This is a genomic window from Mesomycoplasma neurolyticum (assembly GCF_900660485.1).
Lineage (GTDB): Bacteria > Bacillota_I > Bacilli_A > Mycoplasmatales > Metamycoplasmataceae > Mesomycoplasma_A > Mesomycoplasma_A neurolyticum.
Genome location: NZ_LR214951.1, coordinates 128,301 through 148,132, shown reverse-complemented (window position 1 = coordinate 148,132; position 19,832 = coordinate 128,301). Strand labels below are relative to the sequence as shown.

The following is a 19,832-nucleotide window of genomic DNA, read 5'->3' as shown; positions in this document are numbered from 1 at the left end:
CTTATTAAAAGTGTTTTTAATACAAACTTTTTTTTCTCAAATTTTATATTTATTTTTTTTATCATTTTAAAAGAAAGAAAAATCTATTATTAAATATGAAAATAAAAAAACAAAATGATTTAAAAGATTGTGGTTTAGTAGTATTTCAAGCTTTGTTTTATCACTATAATAAAAAGTGAATATCACTTTTCGAGTTGAAAAAAAGCGCTTTTTTTAGTGATGATGGAATTGTTATAAAAAATTTGCAAAATTTAGCTTTTCAATGAGGTATTGAATTAGAAGCATACAATATTGATTTTGAAACATTAAAAAAAGAAGAATTAAATGAACCAGTAATTTTGTTAATTAATGAAAATGATAACAATCATTATGTAATTCTAGAAAATAAAAATAAAAAATATTTTTATATAGCTGATCCTTTAATAGGGAATCGCAAAATAAAGATTAATGATTTTGAAAAAATGTTTGTTGATATTATTATTTTTCCAAATAAAATTTTTAATCCTGAAATAAAAAATACAAAAAATTGAATTTTTACTTTTTTAAACAAGAAAGAGCATTATTTTTTATTTTTTTCAATTTTATTAGTCTCAATTTTACATTTTTCTAGTGCATTTTTCTTGAAAACAGTAATTGAAAAAATTTTGCCATTCAATGATAAGGAACTTTTATTTAAAATATCATTTATTTTTTTATGAATTTTTCTTTTTAAATTTAGCCAAAATATTATCAAGAATATTTATATTAAAAAACTGCAAAATAACATTGAATATAAAATTATCAAAAATTTTTTGTTTTCAATAAAACAAGGAAAAAATTCACAACTATTAAAATTAGAAATTTCAGATTATATAAAAAGATTTTCAATTATTCCTGGTTTTTCTTTTTATTGCTCTCATTTTTTATATTCTTTTTTTGGTGAAATGGTAAGTTTTGTTTTTTCAACTGTTGTTTTGTATTTAATTAATAAATATTTATTTATTATCACATTAATAATTGGGATTTTCTTTATTTTAATTAGTTTTATATATAAAAAAATTGTCAATAAAAAATATAATATTTTAAACCAAAAAAACATAGAATTTAATTCTAGCTTTTTTGATATTATAAAAAATATTGAGAAAATAAAAAATAAAGATATTAATAAAATGTTGCAATTTAATATTGAAAAAAAATTAAATGATTATAAAAAAGAAGAAAATTTTATTTGAAAAATAAATTATGTGTTCCAAAATGCAAAAAATTTATTAAGTGAATTTTTACCTATTTTTAGTATCTTTATTTCAAGTTTGTTTGTTATTAATAAAAATATTCAAATTGGAACAATGATTCTTTTTATCACTTTTATTTCTAATTTTTTAAACCCTTTAAATAGTTTAACTGATCTAATAATTTCTTATCCGATTTTTATTAATGATTATGATTTATTAAAATTTATTTTATTTTTACCAAAAGAAAAAAATGGAAATAATAATTTAGATAAAATTAACACTATAAACTTAAATAATATAAATTACAAATACAATAATTTAAAAACAATTTTAAAAATTGAAAATTTCGAAATAAAAGAAAACATACACATTATTGGTAATAATGGAACAGGTAAATCAACTCTTTTGAAAATTTTAAATTTAGATTTAGAACTTGAAAAAGGAATTTATTTTAATAATTTAGCGTTAAGTTTTTTAAATAAAAATTTTTTAAGAAATAAAATTATTTATATTTCTGGAAACACACCATCAATAGATGTAACAGTTTATGAATTTATTATTGACAAAAATTCAACAAAAGAAAAAGTGTTTGTAAAAAATATTGAATATTATGATTTAACTAAGATGTTAGAAAAATGAAAAATAAATTTAAACCAAAAAATAAAAAATGATTGATCAAATTTTTCATTGGGTCAAAAACAAATTATTTTGCTCTTAAAGTTATTTAATCAAAAATATGACTTGATTTTATTGGATGAAGCATTTGAAAATATTTCTGATGAAAATTTTGACACTTTAAAAATATTAATTAATGATTTTCAAAATGATGCTATTTTTGTAGAAGTTTCCCATTCACATAAATTTATAAAGGATTCCAAAAAAATTAATGTTCAAAAATTATAATTTTAAAATTTTAATTTTTTCATTATTATTAATTACAATGATTTTTTTTATAGTTTTAGCATTATTATATAAAATTAATTATAAAAAAAATATTTTAGTTGAAATTGAAATAAATAATCAGAATCAAATGAATTTTAAAATAAATTCTAACTTGTATTATGAAATTAATAAAAATAGTAAAATTTTAATAGAGCAAAAATATGCTAAAAACAATGAAAATTTTTACTTAAAAATAAAAGAAATAAAAAACATCAAAAATGATGTTTTTAATGTTGTGCTTTTTCATTCAACTAATTTAAAAATTAAACCTAATACTAGAATTTTAGGAAAAATTATTTTAAGTCAAAAATCTAATATTTTTGATTTTATTTTTCACTAATTCTTTGAAATAAAGGCTCTTTTTTCTCAACTATAATGTTATCAAATAAATTTCAATTACCTATATTTTCTAAAGAAAAATCATCTATTTTCAGCTGGTTTTTTACTTCATTTATTTTTTTTGTAAAAATTATACTTAAAAATACACTTACTGAATAAATACCATTTAAAAGAGTGTTTAAGACAACTTCAAGTCTTTCTAAATTATTTTTGAGTGTTCACGGCATTGTTATATCTATATAACCATTTAATTTTTTAGAAAAATCAAACACAGATTTATATGCTTTGGAAATTAAAAAATTATCCATTTCATTAATGTATATTTCTTTTGTTTTTAAAATATCATCAAAAATTTCTTTTTCTAATTTTGTAAGTTGATTTTCTTTGTATTTTACAGGTTTATCAATAAAAGATTGTTTAACCATAGCAATTGTTCTTGAAAGAAGATTACCATAATTGTTTGATAATAAAGAATTGTAAATGCTTTTTAAATGTTCTTCATCAAATTTAGAATCACTAGTCATTGTTAACTGAGTGCTTAAATAAAATTTAACAACTTCTGGTGAATATTTTTTTAGTAAATAAATCGGATCAACAACATTATTTAAACTTTTAGACATTTTTCGACCTTCAGAGTCGTTTATAAGTCCATGCACAATAATTTTAGTAGGTTGAGGTAAATCTAAAGCATTTAAAAAAATAGGTCAATAAATGCAATGAAATCTTGAAATTTCTTTTCCTATAATATGAACTTTTTCATCACCATTTTTTCAAAATTTTACATAATCATTATCATTTTCTAATGAATAATTTAATGCTGTAATATAGTTAAACAAAGCATCTAATCAAACATAAATAACATGTTTTTTATCAGATTTTATTTTAATCCCTCAGTCAAAAGAAACTCTAGTAACTGATAAATCTTCTAAGTTTTTTTTAACAAAATTATTTAGTAATTCAGTTATAACTTGAGTTGGGAAAATAATATTTTGTTTAGTTTTTCAATGATTAATCAATCATTTTTGAAAACTAGACATTTTAAAAAAATAAGATTCTTCTTCTAATTCAATAAGTAAATCTTTACTTACAGGATGATAAAACTTTCCATTTTCCTCAACTGCTTGATTAGGTGTTAAAAATTCTTCTGAACTAACAGAATATAATCCTTTGTATACAGATTTATAAATAATTTTTTTTGAAAGTAATTTTTCAAAAATATTTTGCACTATTTCCATATGATTTTTGTTTGTTGTTCTTGAAAAAAAGTCATAATCTATTTCAGCAAGTTTTCATAATTCAACAAACTTTTCAACTTGAGCATCTACATATTCTTTAACATCCATATTTAGTTCATTAGCTTTTTTCAAAATTTTTTGCCCATGTTCATCTGAACCAGTTAAAAATTTAGCTTCATAACCTCTAAGTATTTTGTAATTTTTTAAAACTCAAGCTAATGTATTTGTGTAAAGATGTCCTATATGTAAATTACCTGAAGTATAAAAAATAGGACTTGTAATAAAAAAAGTTTTTTTATTTTTTTGCATATTACTCCTTATTTTATTTTTATAGGTTTGTAAAGTTTTTTAACTTCATCACGATAAATATGAACATTTTTATCTTGAGGATGTAGATAAATATTTGTTTCAAAACTTGTGCCTCAACCAGAAGCGAATCTTGCTTCAATTAAAACTAAATGTGATTTTTCATTTTCTCTTGGAAAAACCATTTTAACTCTTTTAGGCTCGAAGTTGTATTTTCTTAGTAAAAAAATACAATCAACAAACCTTTCCGTTGGTAAAACAAATGCTAAATAGCCTTTTTGTTGAATAATTTTTGAGCTTCCTTCAATAATTTGTTCTAAAGTTAGTTTTATTTCATGTGTAGCTATCAACAATTCTTCTGAAACACTAGTTCTTTTCATATTATTTGCAACTTTATAAAAAGGCGGATTGCAAATAATAGTATCATATTTTTTTCATTGATTTTTCATATGTTTTTTGTAAAAAACATTGAAATCTTCTTGAATTAAATTTATTTGTGCTTCTTTTTTGTTTAATTCTACATTTTTTTTAGCTAAAACAATAGCTTTTTTTTGGATTTCAATTGCATCAATTTGTATTTCTTTGTGTCTTTCTGCAACAAAAATAGCTAAAGCTCCATTATTTGTACCAATTTCTAATATTTTTTTAGTTTTACGATTTAATGAAACAAAATTACCAAGCAAAATTGTATCAACAGAATAATTAAACATTGTTTTATCTTGGTATATATATAAATCAGAATCATAACCTAATGAGTTTTTTACAACATTTTTTTTATTCATTTTTGTATACAACTAATTTTTTATTTTCTGAATATCTTCTACCTTCTTTTGCTAAAAGTTTGCCATTGATTTTTGTAGCATCAGCACTAAAAGTGTTGTTAATTTTTAGCATATATTCACCAACACCGTATGAATCAACAGGTGCATTTTCTTTTTCAAATTTGCTTATTTTATCAGGATTAAAACCTGAAGAAACAATAATTTTTACATGTTTTCCATCATTTTCATCTAAAGCTTGACGTAATTTTTTAATTTGATTTACTGTCACACCAAATTCATTTTCATTATTTTTAAACATTTTGTCTCTTATTGCTTTAGAAGTGTCAACTCTTACACCATAAAGCTTTTTACCAAAATGTTTTAAAACTTTTAATGACTCAGTAATAACATCATTCGTAAAATCAACTAATGCAATTAAAGGATCTTCAGGAAAAAGTTCATAATAATATTGCATTACTTTTACTAAATCACCTTCAAAATTTTGAATTAAAGCATGCGGAATGCTACCGAAGACTCTTTCGCTATCACCACGAGCACCTGCATCTGTTGAATGAGCATTGATTCCAGCAAGCTCGACAGCAATTCCATCAATTTCTTGATTTAAATAGTGATCTGAACGATCCCCCATAAAAATGATTTCTTTCCCTTTAGCTGCATCAATACATCTTTTTGCATTTGTAGCAATAGAAGTACTTCTTGCTAAAATTCCATCAATAATACCTTCATAAATTCCAAAATATTTATATTCTCCTTCAAGCTCTAAAACCACTTCCTTATTATTTATAATAGAACCCTCAGGCAAAAATTTTATTTTATATTTAGAAGTGTTAGTGTGTTTTTTTAGTAAATTTAAAACTTCATTCATCCCACCTAAAATCGAATTATCAATTCTTTGAAAAAATTGCAGAGTTACAATAGAACCATTATTGAATCTTTCAATAATTTTTTTTGTCTTTAAAAAGTAATTAGCTGCATAATAATCTAATTTTTTTTTGTCATATATTCCTTTATTTTAATAATTTAGTAGCATTCAACCAACGACAATAAATTTTTTTCAAACTACCTTGCTTGCTTAATTATAACATTTTTTTATTTTTGATTTTATGAAAAATACTATTTTTAAGCTTATAATTAAGTTTTAAAATGATAGAAAGTGTTATATAGCTTTTTAATAAAAATTAAATAAACAAATGTAATTTTTATTTTTATAAAAACAAATAATTTTTGTAAATGTTTGAATTTTAATTAGAAATAATATTTTAAATTTCAGTGATAAAAAAATATTTAAAAAAAACAAGCACATAAATGCTTGTGGTAACAATAAAAAATAGTTTTATTTTTTAGCTTTAGCAAAAAAATCTTCTAATTCAACTACTAGTGAATTTTCATCTACAAATTGAAAAAATAAATTAGGATTTAAAACATTATATTTTTTGTCATATCCAAATGTTGGATTTTTTCTATCATATATTTTATTGTTTATATTTTTAACATGATGTAAATCTAAAATATTATTATTAATATCTTGTGCCAATAAAGGCTCATCTATTGGTTCTTTTGAATCATTTGTTTTTGAAATATTTCCTTTTATAAGTTTTAATCCAACAGAAATTGTTGGTAATGTAGGATTTTTTTGGTTTTTTATTTGTTGATTAGCTGTTTTAATTCTTTTATCATTGATTGAAGAAGCTGAAATTGAAATTTTTTCATTATTAGTATCTAAAACATTTTGATCTAAAAATTTTTCTTCATCATTTCTTTCGTAGTTTTCTTTTAATCCATGTGTTCCATCTCAAACTACAACATCAACATGAGGGATTCACCCACCATTAAGTGATTTATTTGCTACTTTGCCTATTATTTGACCTTTTTCAACCAAAATAGGTTGTTCAAAACTAGCTTTAAGAACATGGATATTTCTTTTACCATCGTTCAGAGTGTATACTTCTCCTAATTCTTTAAAAAAATTAAAATCTAAATGGATAAATTTAAAGTAAAATTTTTTAATCCCAAATAGTTCATTATTCAATATCTCACTATCAATATCAAGATTTTCTCTGTCAACTTCATAAAAAAGTGCTGCACCTATTCCTTGACCTAATTGATTAGATTCTAAATAAACTCCACCAACTATTTTTCCTTTAAAAGGAGCATGAATCAAAGTGTCTTGCGGCACAATAACATCTTCTCCCAAATGAACTTGAAATGCTTGCTTTTCACCGGTATAAATACCACGATTATCTAAAAAACCACCTGAAAGAATTGCGGCACCCGCTCTTTCACTAATACTATCGATTTGAGTTAAATTTTCTTGTGTAAGTTCACTTATTTCAAGATTATAAATATTCGTTGAATCTTGAATACTTTTTTGATTTTCTCTAAATAAATAACCTTTTTTAGGAATACCTCATTTTTTAGTAAAAATTTTGTTATTAAATTCAGCAATTTTAGATTTTGTAACAATTGTAAAAATTAACATTTTTTTATTGTCTACATCATCTTTTTCTATTTTTTGAATTTCAAAATTAATTTCTTCATTATCGCTTTCAAGGATAAAATGTTCTAAATCACTAATGTCTATCAAATCAAAATCAATATGATTAGGTGATAAATGACTTTGTGGTTTGATTGTTAACATTTTAGATAATAATATTTTAGATTCTTGATCTGAAATTTTCTTAAAATCTTTAAGATAAATTTCAATATTTTTAGTCTTTATTATTTTCTTACTGGAATTATCTATTGAATTTGTTTTAGCTATAAAACGATAAGTTAATTTTGCTTGTTCCAAATTTTTTGAATCTATTTCAACATTAGTTAAAAAATGGTTGTATTCAACATTTTCTTCTATAACTTTGTTTTGTTCTAATATAGGGGCATCAAATACAATTGTTGATAATAAATCATTATTAAATTGTTTTAAATATGATTTGTACTTTTTAAATAATTGCTCAAATTCAACAATGGAAATTTTATTATTAATTGAAAATGTTTTATTTTTGGATGATAACACTTTTTCAATATACAAATTTAATTTATTTTTTAAATTTTCATTTTCTTCATCAACTTTGAAACCATTAATACGACGTTCAACTGTTTTAATTCTTTTCTTATTATTAGGTGCTTTGAATTTAAAAACAATAGGAACAACTAATTCACTAGTTTCATCAGAAGCAATTCTAATTTGGCTAAAATCTATTTTATATTCAATATCTTTTCAATTTATTGAAATATCAGCTTTATCTAATTCACTATCATCTAAATAAAGATTTTGTTCTGCTGTTAAATTTTGGTTAAAATCTTCAATTAAAATTTTAGATAAGTCGAGATTATGTTTAACTCTGATTTTTTCATCTAATTTTTTATTGAAAAAATTTCACAATTGATAACTTGGTGTATCTTTGTAATTGGAAATTTCATTTTCAAAATGTGTGCTTAAATATTCTTTAACATATTTTAAATCATTTATTTCTGTTTTTTTATCCACATTATTTAATGATGAATTTGGGGCACTATATCCACATGATGCAGAAATAGCACTTGTACCTAAACTAATTAAAAATAATGTTGAAAAAATAAAAAATTTTAATTTTTTTCTTTTTAATTTCATTTTTTTCTCCTATGATAATGAAAAAGTTATTTTTGCTTTATTAGCAAATAGCAAAAACATTAAACTTATAAAAATTGTTATAACAATTGTTAATCCAAATGAAATACAAAAATTAATAATTTCGTTTTTTGTAACTTTTCTTGTTAACGCGCCACAAACCAAATAAGTTAAACTAATATAAACACTAAACATAAAAAAATTAAATTCTGATGATAAAATTAGCACTAACATCAAAATAAAAATTACAATTAATGTTTTATAGAAAATATTAGTTTGAAATTTAACATCATTAATATAATTTATAAATGATATTGTAATTATAAATATAGCCAAAAAAATGAATTCTTTAATTGTGTGTCTAGAGTAACTTACACTTTTATATTTGAAAAGATTTTTAAAATAAACTACATTAGGATCTTTGGATTTATTATCTTTATACATTGAAAATGTTAATTTTTCATTTGATGAATATTTTTCAAGTCCAAAAATTGTAAAATACACTAAAACTATTCCAAAAATGGTTCCAATGATTTGTGAAGATATTAAATAAGGTAAACCTTTGAGTAATGGAGGTTGGTTCCAATTTTTAGTTATTCCTTGAAAAAAAACTTGAATTAACACAAATATAAAATTAAAATAAACATGGCTTTGTGTTTTTGATAAAAAACTTTGAATGGTTCAAGTTGTTATTATTGCTAAAAGTGTTGCACCAGAACAAAAAAGCGCAAAAAATAAATTACTTTTTTTTGTTTTAGTCACGAAATACTTTCCTAAAAAAATAAAATAAGTCAATATTAACGTGCCTATTATTTCAATGATAAATGTACTTAAACTAAAATAAGTGTTTAATTTCTCGAAATTTGTCATGACTTTATGATTATAATAATTTAAAAAAAAAAAAAAAAGAAAAAACAAATTTTAGACTAAATTTTCGTTATTTTCATTATTTTTTTTCACATTTGTTACAAATTTAAACTATTGTTGATAATACAAAATGAAAAATAGCTTTTCGTTCTAATTGATTATTCCTTGAAAATGATAGAACTTTTTTTGTTAATGACATAATTACTAAAATTTTGCACCATTAATTATAATTTTGTCTTTTTTTTCTGGAATAATTTTATTACATATATTAAGTATGATTATAAATTCATCAAAATTTAATAAAATAAATAAAAAAACTATTTCGAAATTAATAGAAAATATTGAAATATTTATGGATAAAAAATTGATAAAAAATAACTAAAATTTTTAAAAATAAAATATGTTTTCTACAAAATAAAAAAAGATCATAATTTTTATTATATTTTTTTTATTTGTTTTACTTTATAATTATTTAATAAAAATAAATAGGAGAAAGAATGAGTGTTTTTTTAGTAGTTATTTTAGTTATTGTATCCATCATTATCATGATTGTTTCTCTTTTAATGTCTCCAGATTCAAAAGGTTTTTCCGGAGCTTTAGTCGGATCATCAGATCTTGATCTTTTTAAAGTTTCAAAAGAAAAAGGATTTAAAAAAATAATAAAATGAATTATGTTTTTTGCAGGTTTTTTACTTTTAGTCTTGACACTTATAAGTAGGTTATTTTAAATATGGCTATATTTAATTTAGAAAATATTCAAAAAAGAATTTTAAACAAGAAATATAAATATATTGATTTGGTGAGAATGCTTAAAATTCCAAAAAATCAAAATTTTGATTTTTCAAAATTTTTAAAGTCTGCAGTAGAAAAAAATAAATTATTTTTAACAAAAGATGATGAATATTTTTATTTAGAAAAATTAGGCGAAACAGTTGGAAAAATAAAAATAAATAACAAAGGTTTTGGTTTTGTAGATGATGAGGATAAATCATATTTTGTTCCTAAAAAATTTTTAAATAATGCCCTTAATAATGATGTAGTCCAAATATCTATTTTTAAAGAAGATAGCAATGATGAAAAATATATGGCTATTGTAGATAAAGTAATTACAAGAAGTGATAATTTTTATTATGGTTATATTGTTAAAAATGATGTTTATTTTGATTTTGTTTCAATTGATAAAAAAATTAATGGTAAATTTAAATGAGATAAACAATATTCATTAGAAGAAAATGATGTCGTAAAAATAAAAGTTATAGAAGCAACAAAATATTTTTATAGAATATCTTTAGTTGAAAAACTAGGAAAAATTCAAGACAAATTTATGGATATGAAGATTGCTATTAACTCTTCAGAAGTGCCACATTCTTTTTCTGAAAAGATCAGAAATTATGCTAGTACATTACCTGAAGAAGTCAGTATAAATGATTTAAAAGAAAGAATTGATTTGAGACATGAAACTATTGTTACAATTGATGGAAAATCTACAAAAGATTTTGATGATGCAATAAGTATAAAAAAAACTCAAAATAATACTTTTATTTTAGGTGTCCATATTGCTGATGTAAGTTATTACGTAAATGATGAAGACATTATTGATATAGAAGCAAAAAAAAGAGGGACTTCTATTTATTTACCTCATACAGTAATTCCAATGTTGCCATTTGAACTATCTAATGGAATTTGTTCATTAAATCCGAATGTTGATAGATTGACAATTACAATGGAATGTGAGATAGACAAAAATGGAGATAATTTATGAGTAAAAATTTATCCTTCTGTAATAAATTCTAAAGCCAGACTTACATATGAAGAAGTAAATAAATATTACAAACATGGTTTTAATTTTGAAGAAAAAATAATTAATCTTTTGGATAATGCAAAAGAACTTTCACAAATTATTAGAAACAAAAAAAACAAACAAGGATATATTGATTTTGCAATTCAAGAACCACAATTAGTTTTAGATGAAAACGGAAATACTATTGATATTTTAATAAAAGAAACAGGCGAAAGTGAAGCTATGATCGAAGATTTCATGGTTAGGGCTAATGAAAATGTAGCTGAATTTCTTTATAAGAAAAAAATTCCAAATATTTATAGAATTCATGAGGCACCATCAGAAGAAAAAATTAATCAACTAAATAATGTTTTAAAAATTTTAAACATAAATGTTAAAGTTAAGCATTCTGAAAAACCTATAGATTTTGCAAAAAATATTAATGAAATTAAAAAATATCAATTTGATAATTTTATAAAAATTAATTTTTTGAGAACAATGCACAAAGCATTTTATTCTGAAAAAAATATTGGTCATTTTGGATTGGCTTCAGAATTTTACAGCCATTTTACAAGTCCAATAAGAAGATATCCGGATTTAATTTTGCATAGAATAATAAGAGAATTTATATTTAACAAAAATTTTGAAAAAAAAGAATATTTCAAAAATATTTTACCTAAAATTGCTGAATTAAATTCTGCTAGTGAACAAAGTGCTGTTGAATTAGAAAGAAATGTATTTGCTATAAAATCAGCTGAATACTATGGTAAAAAAATAAATCAAGAATTTAAAGCTCAAATTGTTAGCATTAAAAAATTTGGTTTATTTGTTGAATTAGAAACAAGCTCAAGTGCATTAATCCATGTTTCTACTCTTCCTGGAGAAAATTATGAAATTGATGAAAATGAACTAATTTTAAAAAACGCAGAAAACACTTTTAGAATTGGACAATATGTTTTTGTTTTAATTGAATCTATTGATAAACAAAATGGTAAAATTAATGCCATTTTAGCAACTTAATTTTATTTTATAATAAAATTAAAAAAACTACTTCATTCAAAATGTAGTAGTTTTTTTTATGTGTTATGAAGTTCAGTGGCACTAAAAAAATGTTTTTTTTATTGTTTATTATTTTTTTAAAACAATATTATTCTATTATAATAATGATTAAACTTTGTATTTACATTTGGTACTTTTTTTAAGTATATGGTGCTCAGAACGGGACTTGAACCCGTAAGCTGTTTCCAGCACTAGAACCTCAATCTAGCGTGTCTGCCTATTTCACCACCTGAGCATAACAAAAAATAATTATACAATTATTTTGTTATTTTTGTGTTAATTATTTTGTTTTTTAAAAATAATGTACTTTTTCTCTTACTTCTTTGGAGGCAATAAAAGGAATTCTTGTAGTGTATTTATTTTTAGCTGCTACCATTTTTTTAGTTGGTCATTCAAAAATACTGCTATTTCATTGATATACAGCATCATTGTATAACTCACGTGCAGCTGTAATTTCTCTTTGTAAATAGCTATTTTGTTGCATTGCATCAGCTATTGTAGCTTGTGATTTTAATTCTGGATATGCTTCAAATGTTAAAGCCATTTGACGTCCTAAATTATCAAGATTATTTAACATTTCATTTCTATTAGTGCTTTTTGCTCCGCTTCTATATGCAGCAACACTTAGCATAACTTCTTTATCTAAATTAATTGATTTTTCTACAATTCTTGATGCATTTTCTAAAATGTTATATCTTTGTTCAGAAAAATTGTCTATTTGTGATGCATGATGCTGAATTTTTTGTTGTAATTGATCTAATTCCTTTTTAGCATTCATTTTTTTAATTAAAAAAATAATACCTGGAATTATAAATAAGAATCAAAGTACTCAGTCAAAGAAAATAATTGTACCTTTTGAAACTTCAACTGGTAAAACTTTATTAATAACATGAACTTGTCTACCTTCATTGTTGACAGTGGTTGTATCTAATTCATTTAATTCGTTTGCCATAATATTCTCCAATATTTTATTAATGTGTTTATTTATATACTATTTTATAATTTTAACAAGAAAACGGTTTAATAATAGCATTTTTTTGAAATTTTCGGGATCTTTTAAAAGATTTTGTAATTTTTCTTGATAGTTCTCATTTTTTTCATTTAATTCTAAAGCTTGAACTTCAAGTGTTGCTGTTTCAACAATAGGTGTAAATTCATCTCATTTAACAGGAACATTATAAATTCTACCATTACCCGCCATTGTAGGTACATAATCAACTTTTATTTTTCAATCATAACCATATGATGTTGCTTCGATTAAGTCGCTATATTCATTATCACTAGAAATAAATTTTGTCTTAATAATTTTATTTACTAATTTAGAACTTTTATTAAAAATTTTATCTTTTAAATCATTCATGATTGATTCATGCTCAAAATAACTATAATTATCATTGTGCTTAATATCATAAATATACTCAAAAGTTTTATTTTGTTGATATAAAGGAATTGAAAATATAGGAGCAAAACCAAAATACAAGTGTTTAAAATGCTGATTGTTGTGATTAATAAAGTTTTCTTTAGCTCTTTCAATATTGTAGTCATGAAAAAAGCCTTTTGGTAAATGAAAATCAATGTTTCTTAAATGATCTGCTGTAACTAAATTCCATTTTTTATGTTTATCAAAACTAAAATCATCACCAAAACCAACTGTTGTATCTTTTATTAATTCAGACATGCTTTGTTGTGCTAAGGCTGTAAATAAAAGTCGATATTCTACACCATTATTTCTATTTCAAGCTTTAAATAAAAATTCAAATTCATCATTAGCAAAAGGTGTAAAATTTGGATTTTGTTTTATAAAAGCATCAAATTCTTTTCTACTTTTTTTATAAAAAGATTTAGAATTTGTAGCTATTTTTTCATGAGCATAATTTGCTGGCTTGAAAAAACTTAAATTTGGTGCTGCATCGCTAGCAAATAATATATATTTTTTACTTCGAAAAAGTGGATATGGTTTTGTCACTGTTGCTATTAAAGTTTCTTTAATCACTTTATTATTTGAACGATATGACACTATCTTTTTACCAGTGTATGTTTTGCTAGATAATTTATGATTTAAATTTTCTAAAACAATAAAAGGATTCCCTTTAATTTCACCTGTATATGTTTTTAAAGTTGATGTATCAATATCATGAAAATGATCAAAATCAAAATCAAATCTTTGTTTTAAATAACCTAATTTTTCAGCAGAAAAATAATTGTCAAATTTTAAAAATTTAAATGTTTTTTTAAATAAATCATGCGGTAAATTATTTTCTAAAAGTGCATTAAGTGGCTCTGTATCATTTCATAATTCACTTTCTAATTGCTGAATTTTTTGATCAAGTGTTGCCAAAGTATTTTTGAATATAAACATATAAACTAAACAAAGAATACTTAAAATACTACAAATTACAACTAATGTAATTGCAATTGCAAAAGAAGTTTTTGTTTGTATTATTTTTAAAACTAAACCAAGAATAGATAACAGCGCTATAACTCCGAAAAATATAAAGCCTACAAATAAAAAAGTTTTAATAGTTTTTTTTGAATTATAACTATTTTTTGTATTTTCTAAATTTTGATTTTTTTTGATATTTTCATGTAAATCAACATTAGATTTTTTTAATAATTCATCAAATTTATTTTTTACATTATCATCATGTAATTTTTGAAATTTATTTTTATATTCTTCAACTCAATTAAATATTTGTTCTTCCATTTTCCCTTCTTTTTATAAAAATTATTTTTATTTTTAATTATAACAATATTTTTTATTTTTATTTTATTACGAAAACAAAAATAAAAAAATCACAAAATTTTCTTTATGTTTTTATAAAATACAGTATTATCATATTTATATATTGTGTTTGCATTTTTACTCTATTTAAATAAAAATACTTTGCTAATTTAAAACTATTTATTTTTCTAATTTATATCTTATGTTTAAACTTTTAAAATAAAGATAAAATTAAAAACATTGAAAATCAATTTATCAAAATATAAACATTGTTTTAAAAATAGTTTACTTTTTCTTTAACTATTTTTGAAACAATAAAAGGAACTATTGTAGTGTAATTATTTTTGGCAGCAACATTTTTTTAGTTGGGTATTCAAAAATAGCAATGTTTTATTCATATATTATGTCATTATATAGTTGACATGCAGCTGTAATTTCTTGTTGTAAATAGCTATTTTGTTGCATTGCATTAATTATTGTTTTATGCGCTTTTAATTCCGGATATTTTTCAAATGTTAAATTCATTTGTTGACCCAAATTTTCAAGATTATTTAACATTTCATTTTTATCGATATTTTTATCACTATATCTATAACTAGTAACACTTTCTATAATTTCCTTATCTAGATTTATTGCTTTTTCAAGAAGTTTTGACACATTTTCTAAAATATTGTATTTTTGTTCGAGGAAATTATCTATTAGCGATGTATGACGCTGAATGTTTTGTTGTAGTCAATCTAATTCTTTTTTCGCTTTTATTTTTTTTGTTAGAAAAATAATACCCGGAATGATAAATAAAAACCAAAGTATTCAATTAAAAAAAATAATCGTACCTTTTGAAACTTTAACAGACAATGTTTTGTTAATCACATGAATTTGTTTTCCATTATTGTTTATATTATTTGAATCCAATTGATTTATTTGATTTTTCATAATATTCTCCAAATATTAATCTTTTTATAATATTTTAACAACAAAATTTTTTGCTATTAAAATATTAGATATTTTTGTTTGAATGTTATTATTTTTTTTATAATGTTCTAACTCTGTAATTTCAAGTTTTACTGTTTCAACAATTGGTGTAAACTTGTCCCACTCAATTTCAACATCATAATATTTACCATTTCCTGCTTTTCTAGTTACATATTCAATAGCTTTTTCTAATTTATAACCATATGATGTTGCTTCAATAATGTCAGTATATTTATCTTTACTAGAAATAAATTTTGTCTTAATAATTTTATTTACTTTTGTAGAACTTTTTTTAAAAATTTTATCTTTTAAATCATTCATGATTGATTCATGCTCAAAATAACTATAATTATCATTGTGCTTAATATCATAAATATACTCAAAAGTTTTGTTATGTTGATATAAAGGAATTGAAAATATTGGTGCAAAAGCAAAATATCAAAGTCTAAAATATTCACTGTTATGAATAATAAAATTTCATTTTGCTTTTGCGATGTTATAATCAGTATACAAAAAAATTTGTGGTAAATGAAAATTAATTTCTTCAAATTTACTTGATGTAATTAAATTTCATTTTTTGTTTTTATTAAAATCAAAATTATCACCAAAAGAATCATAACTGTTTTTTATTAAATCAAACATATTTTTTTGTGCTATTGGTGTGAATAAAAGTCTATATTCTATTTCGTTATTTCTATTTCAAGCTGGAAATGAAAGTTCAAATTTATCATTTGCAAGAGGTATAAAATTTGAATGTTTTTTTGCAAAATCATTTAATTTTTTTTGCTTTCTTTATAAGAAGATTTATCATAAAATCAAAGAGATGAATTAGCTTTCTTAAAGAAAGTTAAATTTGGTGCTGCATCACTAGCGAATAATATATATTTTTTAGTTCCAAAAATGGGATATGATTTTGTTATTGATGCTGACAAAGTTTCTGTAATTTTTTCATCTTTTTTTCGATATGTAACATCTGTTGAACCATAATATGTTTTACTTGATAATTCTTGATTTAATTTTTCTAAAACAATAAAAGGATTTCCGTTCACATCACCTGTAAATAATTTTGAAGTGGTCACATCAAGATCAAGAAGATGGTCAAAATTAAAACCAAATCTTTCTCTTAAATACCCTAATTTTTTAGCTGAAAAATAGTCATCAAATTTTAAAAATGTAAATGTTTCTTTAAAAAGTTCATGTGGTGAATAATTTTCTATTAATGCATTGAATCTTAATTGTTCATTTTTTAATTCTTTGTCTATTTCTTGAGTTATTAAAAAAATTTTATCACTCTTTTTTTACATTTACGTGAACAAATCCAAAAAATAATAATTAAAATAGAACAAATTACAACCAATATAATTGCACTAATAAAGAACTTTTGATTTTTAAATTTTTTTAAGGACAAACCAATAATAAAAAATAAATCTATAATAATTAAAATTATAGAAACTTTAAATAAAAACTTTTTAATTCGTCTTAATAATCGTATTTTATTTCATCCTTTTTTTGAAATTTTGTTTTTTTGACATTATCATTTAAATTGATATTTGCTTCTTTTAATAATTCATTAATTTTTTTTTCTATATTATCACTATGTAATTGTTCAAATTTATTTTTATATTCATCAACTCAATTATATATTGGCTCACATTTATTTTTCTCCAACAACATTTTTTTAAATTATAACAATATTTTCAATGTTTATTTTATTGCAAAAAATAAAAAGACAAAAAAATTTAAATTTTTTTTGTCTAAATTATTTTTTTATAAAATCAATTTTATTTTTATTAACAAAAATTTGAATCTTATTTTTGGATTCGATTTCTTTTTTAATAATTTTATCTGCTAAATAAGTTTCAATAACTTTTTTAATAAAATTTTTAAAAGGCCTAGCACCAAATTGTTTGTAGTCATTACTTTTTAAAATGAAATTAATTATTTCATCATCTCAAAGCAAAGAAATATTTTGTTGATTTTTAATTCTAGTTGCCAATTTTTGTAATTCTAAATTAATGATTTCTTTTAATACTTCATCATTTAAAGGATTAAATTTTATAATTTCTTCAACTCTATTTAAAAATTCTGGTCTAAAGAATTTTAGCATTTCTTCTCTTATTTTTTCTAATGAAATATTAGGATTTTTTAATATTTTTTCAGATGCAATATTAGTTGTTAAAATGATAATAGTATTTCTAAAATTAATTACTTTTCCTCTTGAATCTGTTACAAAACCATTATCTAAAATTTGCAATAATATATTTACAATATCTGGATGAGCTTTTTCTATTTCATCAAATAAAACTATTGAATAAGGTTTTTGTCTAATTTTTTCTGTTAAATATCCACCTTGTTCATAACCTACATAACCTGGAGGAGAACCAATTAATTTAGAAATAGAATGCTTTTCCATGTACTCCGACATATCTAAACGCACTAAATCTTTTTCAGAATCAAAAAGATAATTTGCTAAACTACGTGCCAATTCTGTTTTACCAACCCCTGTTGAACCAGCAAATATAAATGATGCAATTGGTTTATTGGGATCATTTATATTTGCTTTTGATCTTAATATAGCGTTATAAACTAGTTCTAAGGCTTCATCTTGACCTTTTATTTTAGATTTTAATTTATCATATAAATTTAAAATTTTAGTTTTTTCAGCTTCAACTAATTTAGTAATAGGAATTTTCGTTCACTTAGAAACTACTTTTGCAATTTCTTCTTGATTTACTTCTTCATTTGTAAAACTTTGACTTTGATTTAATTGTTTTTCTAACTCTTTATTTTCTAGTTGTAATTTAGGTATTTGATTATATAAAATTTCTGACGCTTTTTTATAATCTCCTTCTTCTTGGAAAATTTTAAAATTATTATTTAGCTTATCAATTTCTTTTTTGTTATTAACAATTTTTTGATTTAGTGTTTTTTGATTATTAAAAAGTTTTTCATTTTCAACTATTTCTTTTTTTAGATTGTTGATTTCATTATTTAGTTTTTCTATTTTTTCTTTGTTATTTTGATTTTTCTCTGAATCAAGTGAAAATTTTTCCATTTCTAGTTTAGCTAATGTATGCTGTAATTTTTCTAAAATCTCTGGTTTATAATTCATTTCCACTTTTATATTAGAACTTGCCTCATCAATTAGATCAATTGCTTTATCTGGTAAAAAACGATCAGTTATATATCTTGAAGATAAATTCGCGGCAGCAATGATAGCTTCATCTAAAATTTTAACACCATGAAAATTTTCAATTCTTTCTTTAAGCCCTCTTAAAATAGTAATTGTATCGTTAACACTAGGTTCATTAACAACTATTTTTTGCATTCTTCTTTCGAGTGCTGAATCTTTTTCAATATATTTTTTATATTCATCATATGTTGTAGCGCCTATAAGTTTAATTTGACCTCGCGCCATCATCGGTTTAATAATATTGGCTGCATCCATCGCATTATCATTAGCTTTTCCAGCACCTATTAAAAGATGAATTTCATCAATAAAAATTAATATTCCGCCATTTGATTCTTCTACTTGTTTTAAAACTTTTTTAAATCTATCTTCAAATTGTCCTAAATATGAAGCACCAGCAACAATAGAAGATAAATCAATTTCTCATATTTCTTTCTTTTTTAAATTCTCAGGCACTTGACCTTCTACAATTTTTCTGGCCAAACCTTCAATTATCGCAGTTTTACCTACTCCAGGTTCACCTATTAAGATTGGATTGTTTTTGTTTTTTCTTGATAAAATAGTTATTATTCTTCTGATTTCCTCATCTCTATTAATAACAGGATCCAGCTTATTTTCCATAGCTAATTTAGTTAAATTTTTCCCAAATTGTTCTAAAGGGTTTTTGTTTTCTTTAAATTCCATATTCATATTTTTACCTCACTTAAATTATTTAATATGCATATTATAACATATTTTTGGCACTTTAATGTTAAGAGTGCCAAAAATATAAAAAAGCAAGAAAAAAAGATGGAGTGAATTCCATCTTAAATAGATCATA

The 19,832-nt window shown here is 22.0% G+C and carries 16 protein-coding genes and 1 tRNA gene; 4 read left to right on the top strand and 13 right to left on the bottom strand.

From position 1 onward, the window contains the following. Positions 1 to 95 precede the first annotated feature (95 nt). Together EXC65_RS00645 and EXC65_RS00640 are read left to right on the top strand one after the other, a co-directional pair. Entirely contained in the window at positions 96 to 2,114 is a 2,019-nt protein-coding gene (locus EXC65_RS00645) for an Mbov_0121 family peptidase domain-containing ABC transporter (RefSeq protein ID WP_129719581.1), read from the top strand. 37 nt (positions 2,115 to 2,151) lie between these two features. Beyond that, complete coding sequence (locus tag EXC65_RS00640; RefSeq protein ID WP_165001311.1) at positions 2,152 to 2,493, top strand: MAG1140 family protein; 342 nt, start codon at positions 2,152 to 2,154, stop codon at positions 2,491 to 2,493. On the opposite strand, the gene metG is transcribed toward EXC65_RS00640, so the two are convergent. The 5 genes from metG to EXC65_RS00615 form a co-directional block, all read right to left on the bottom strand. Beyond that, a complete protein-coding gene (metG, locus tag EXC65_RS00635; protein WP_129719579.1) occupies positions 2,480 to 4,036 on the bottom strand; it encodes a methionine--tRNA ligase in 1,557 nt (518 codons plus the stop codon). The two genes, EXC65_RS00640 and metG, sit on opposite strands and share 14 nt — an antisense overlap. Before the next feature lie 8 nt (positions 4,037 to 4,044). Beyond that, complete coding sequence (locus EXC65_RS00630) at positions 4,045 to 4,815, bottom strand: tRNA1(Val) (adenine(37)-N6)-methyltransferase (RefSeq protein ID WP_129719578.1); 771 nt, start codon at positions 4,813 to 4,815, stop codon at positions 4,045 to 4,047. Then, positions 4,808 to 5,818 (bottom strand): nicotinate phosphoribosyltransferase, encoded by a 1,011-nt coding sequence (locus EXC65_RS00625; RefSeq protein WP_197724532.1) that lies wholly within the window; start codon positions 5,816 to 5,818, stop codon positions 4,808 to 4,810. Before EXC65_RS00625 ends, EXC65_RS00630 begins: the two co-directional genes overlap by 8 nt. Before the next feature lie 330 nt (positions 5,819 to 6,148). Then, on the bottom strand, positions 6,149 to 8,425 hold the full coding sequence (locus tag EXC65_RS00620; protein WP_129719576.1) for an MSC_0775 family lipoprotein: 2,277 nt from the start codon (positions 8,423 to 8,425) through the stop codon (positions 6,149 to 6,151). Between the two features lie 9 nt (positions 8,426 to 8,434). After that, positions 8,435 to 9,292: an MAG4940 family membrane protein gene (locus EXC65_RS00615; protein WP_408631343.1), complete on the bottom strand. Its 858-nt coding sequence runs from the start codon at positions 9,290 to 9,292 to the stop codon at positions 8,435 to 8,437. Between the two features lie 494 nt (positions 9,293 to 9,786). Here EXC65_RS00615 and secG point away from each other — a divergent pair, with 494 nt between their 5' ends. Then, the gene (gene secG, locus EXC65_RS00610; RefSeq protein ID WP_129719574.1) at positions 9,787 to 10,017 is read left to right on the top strand and encodes a preprotein translocase subunit SecG; all 231 of its coding nucleotides are present in this window, start codon (positions 9,787 to 9,789) and stop codon (positions 10,015 to 10,017) included. 2 nt (positions 10,018 to 10,019) lie between these two features. Further along, entirely contained in the window at positions 10,020 to 12,089 is a 2,070-nt protein-coding gene (gene rnr / locus EXC65_RS00605; RefSeq protein WP_129719573.1) for a ribonuclease R, read from the top strand. A 187-nt stretch (positions 12,090 to 12,276) separates the two neighbouring features. On the opposite strand, the gene EXC65_RS00600 is transcribed toward rnr, so the two are convergent. The 8 genes from EXC65_RS00600 to EXC65_RS00565 all read right to left on the bottom strand — a co-directional run bounded on the left by EXC65_RS00600 (position 12,277) and on the right by EXC65_RS00565 (position 19,702). Next, positions 12,277 to 12,363 (bottom strand) — tRNA-Leu (locus EXC65_RS00600). A gap of 57 nt (positions 12,364 to 12,420) precedes the next feature. Further along, a complete protein-coding gene (locus EXC65_RS00595) occupies positions 12,421 to 13,080 on the bottom strand; it encodes a LemA family protein (protein WP_129719572.1) in 660 nt (219 codons plus the stop codon). Between the two features lie 39 nt (positions 13,081 to 13,119). Continuing rightward, positions 13,120 to 14,832, bottom strand: a complete 1,713-nt coding sequence (locus EXC65_RS00590) for an MAG1210 family protein (RefSeq protein WP_129719571.1) — start codon at positions 14,830 to 14,832, stop codon at positions 13,120 to 13,122. Between the two features lie 408 nt (positions 14,833 to 15,240). Next, a complete protein-coding gene (locus tag EXC65_RS00585) occupies positions 15,241 to 15,783 on the bottom strand; it encodes a LemA family protein (protein WP_129719570.1) in 543 nt (180 codons plus the stop codon). A 24-nt stretch (positions 15,784 to 15,807) separates the two neighbouring features. Next, positions 15,808 to 16,464, bottom strand: coding sequence for a hypothetical protein (locus tag EXC65_RS00580; protein WP_129719568.1), 657 nt, complete (start codon positions 16,462 to 16,464; stop codon positions 15,808 to 15,810). 131 nt (positions 16,465 to 16,595) lie between these two features. Next, positions 16,596 to 16,901, bottom strand: coding sequence for a hypothetical protein (locus EXC65_RS00575; RefSeq protein ID WP_129719566.1), 306 nt, complete (start codon positions 16,899 to 16,901; stop codon positions 16,596 to 16,598). 400 nt (positions 16,902 to 17,301) lie between these two features. Next, positions 17,302 to 17,496 carry a hypothetical protein gene (locus EXC65_RS00570; RefSeq protein ID WP_165001310.1) on the bottom strand — a complete coding sequence of 65 codons (195 nt, stop codon included), beginning with the start codon at positions 17,494 to 17,496 and terminating at the stop codon, positions 17,302 to 17,304. Between the two features lie 85 nt (positions 17,497 to 17,581). Next, the gene (locus EXC65_RS00565; protein ID WP_456299292.1) at positions 17,582 to 19,702 is read right to left on the bottom strand and encodes an ATP-dependent Clp protease ATP-binding subunit; all 2,121 of its coding nucleotides are present in this window, start codon (positions 19,700 to 19,702) and stop codon (positions 17,582 to 17,584) included. Positions 19,703 to 19,832: the final 130 nt, after the last annotated feature.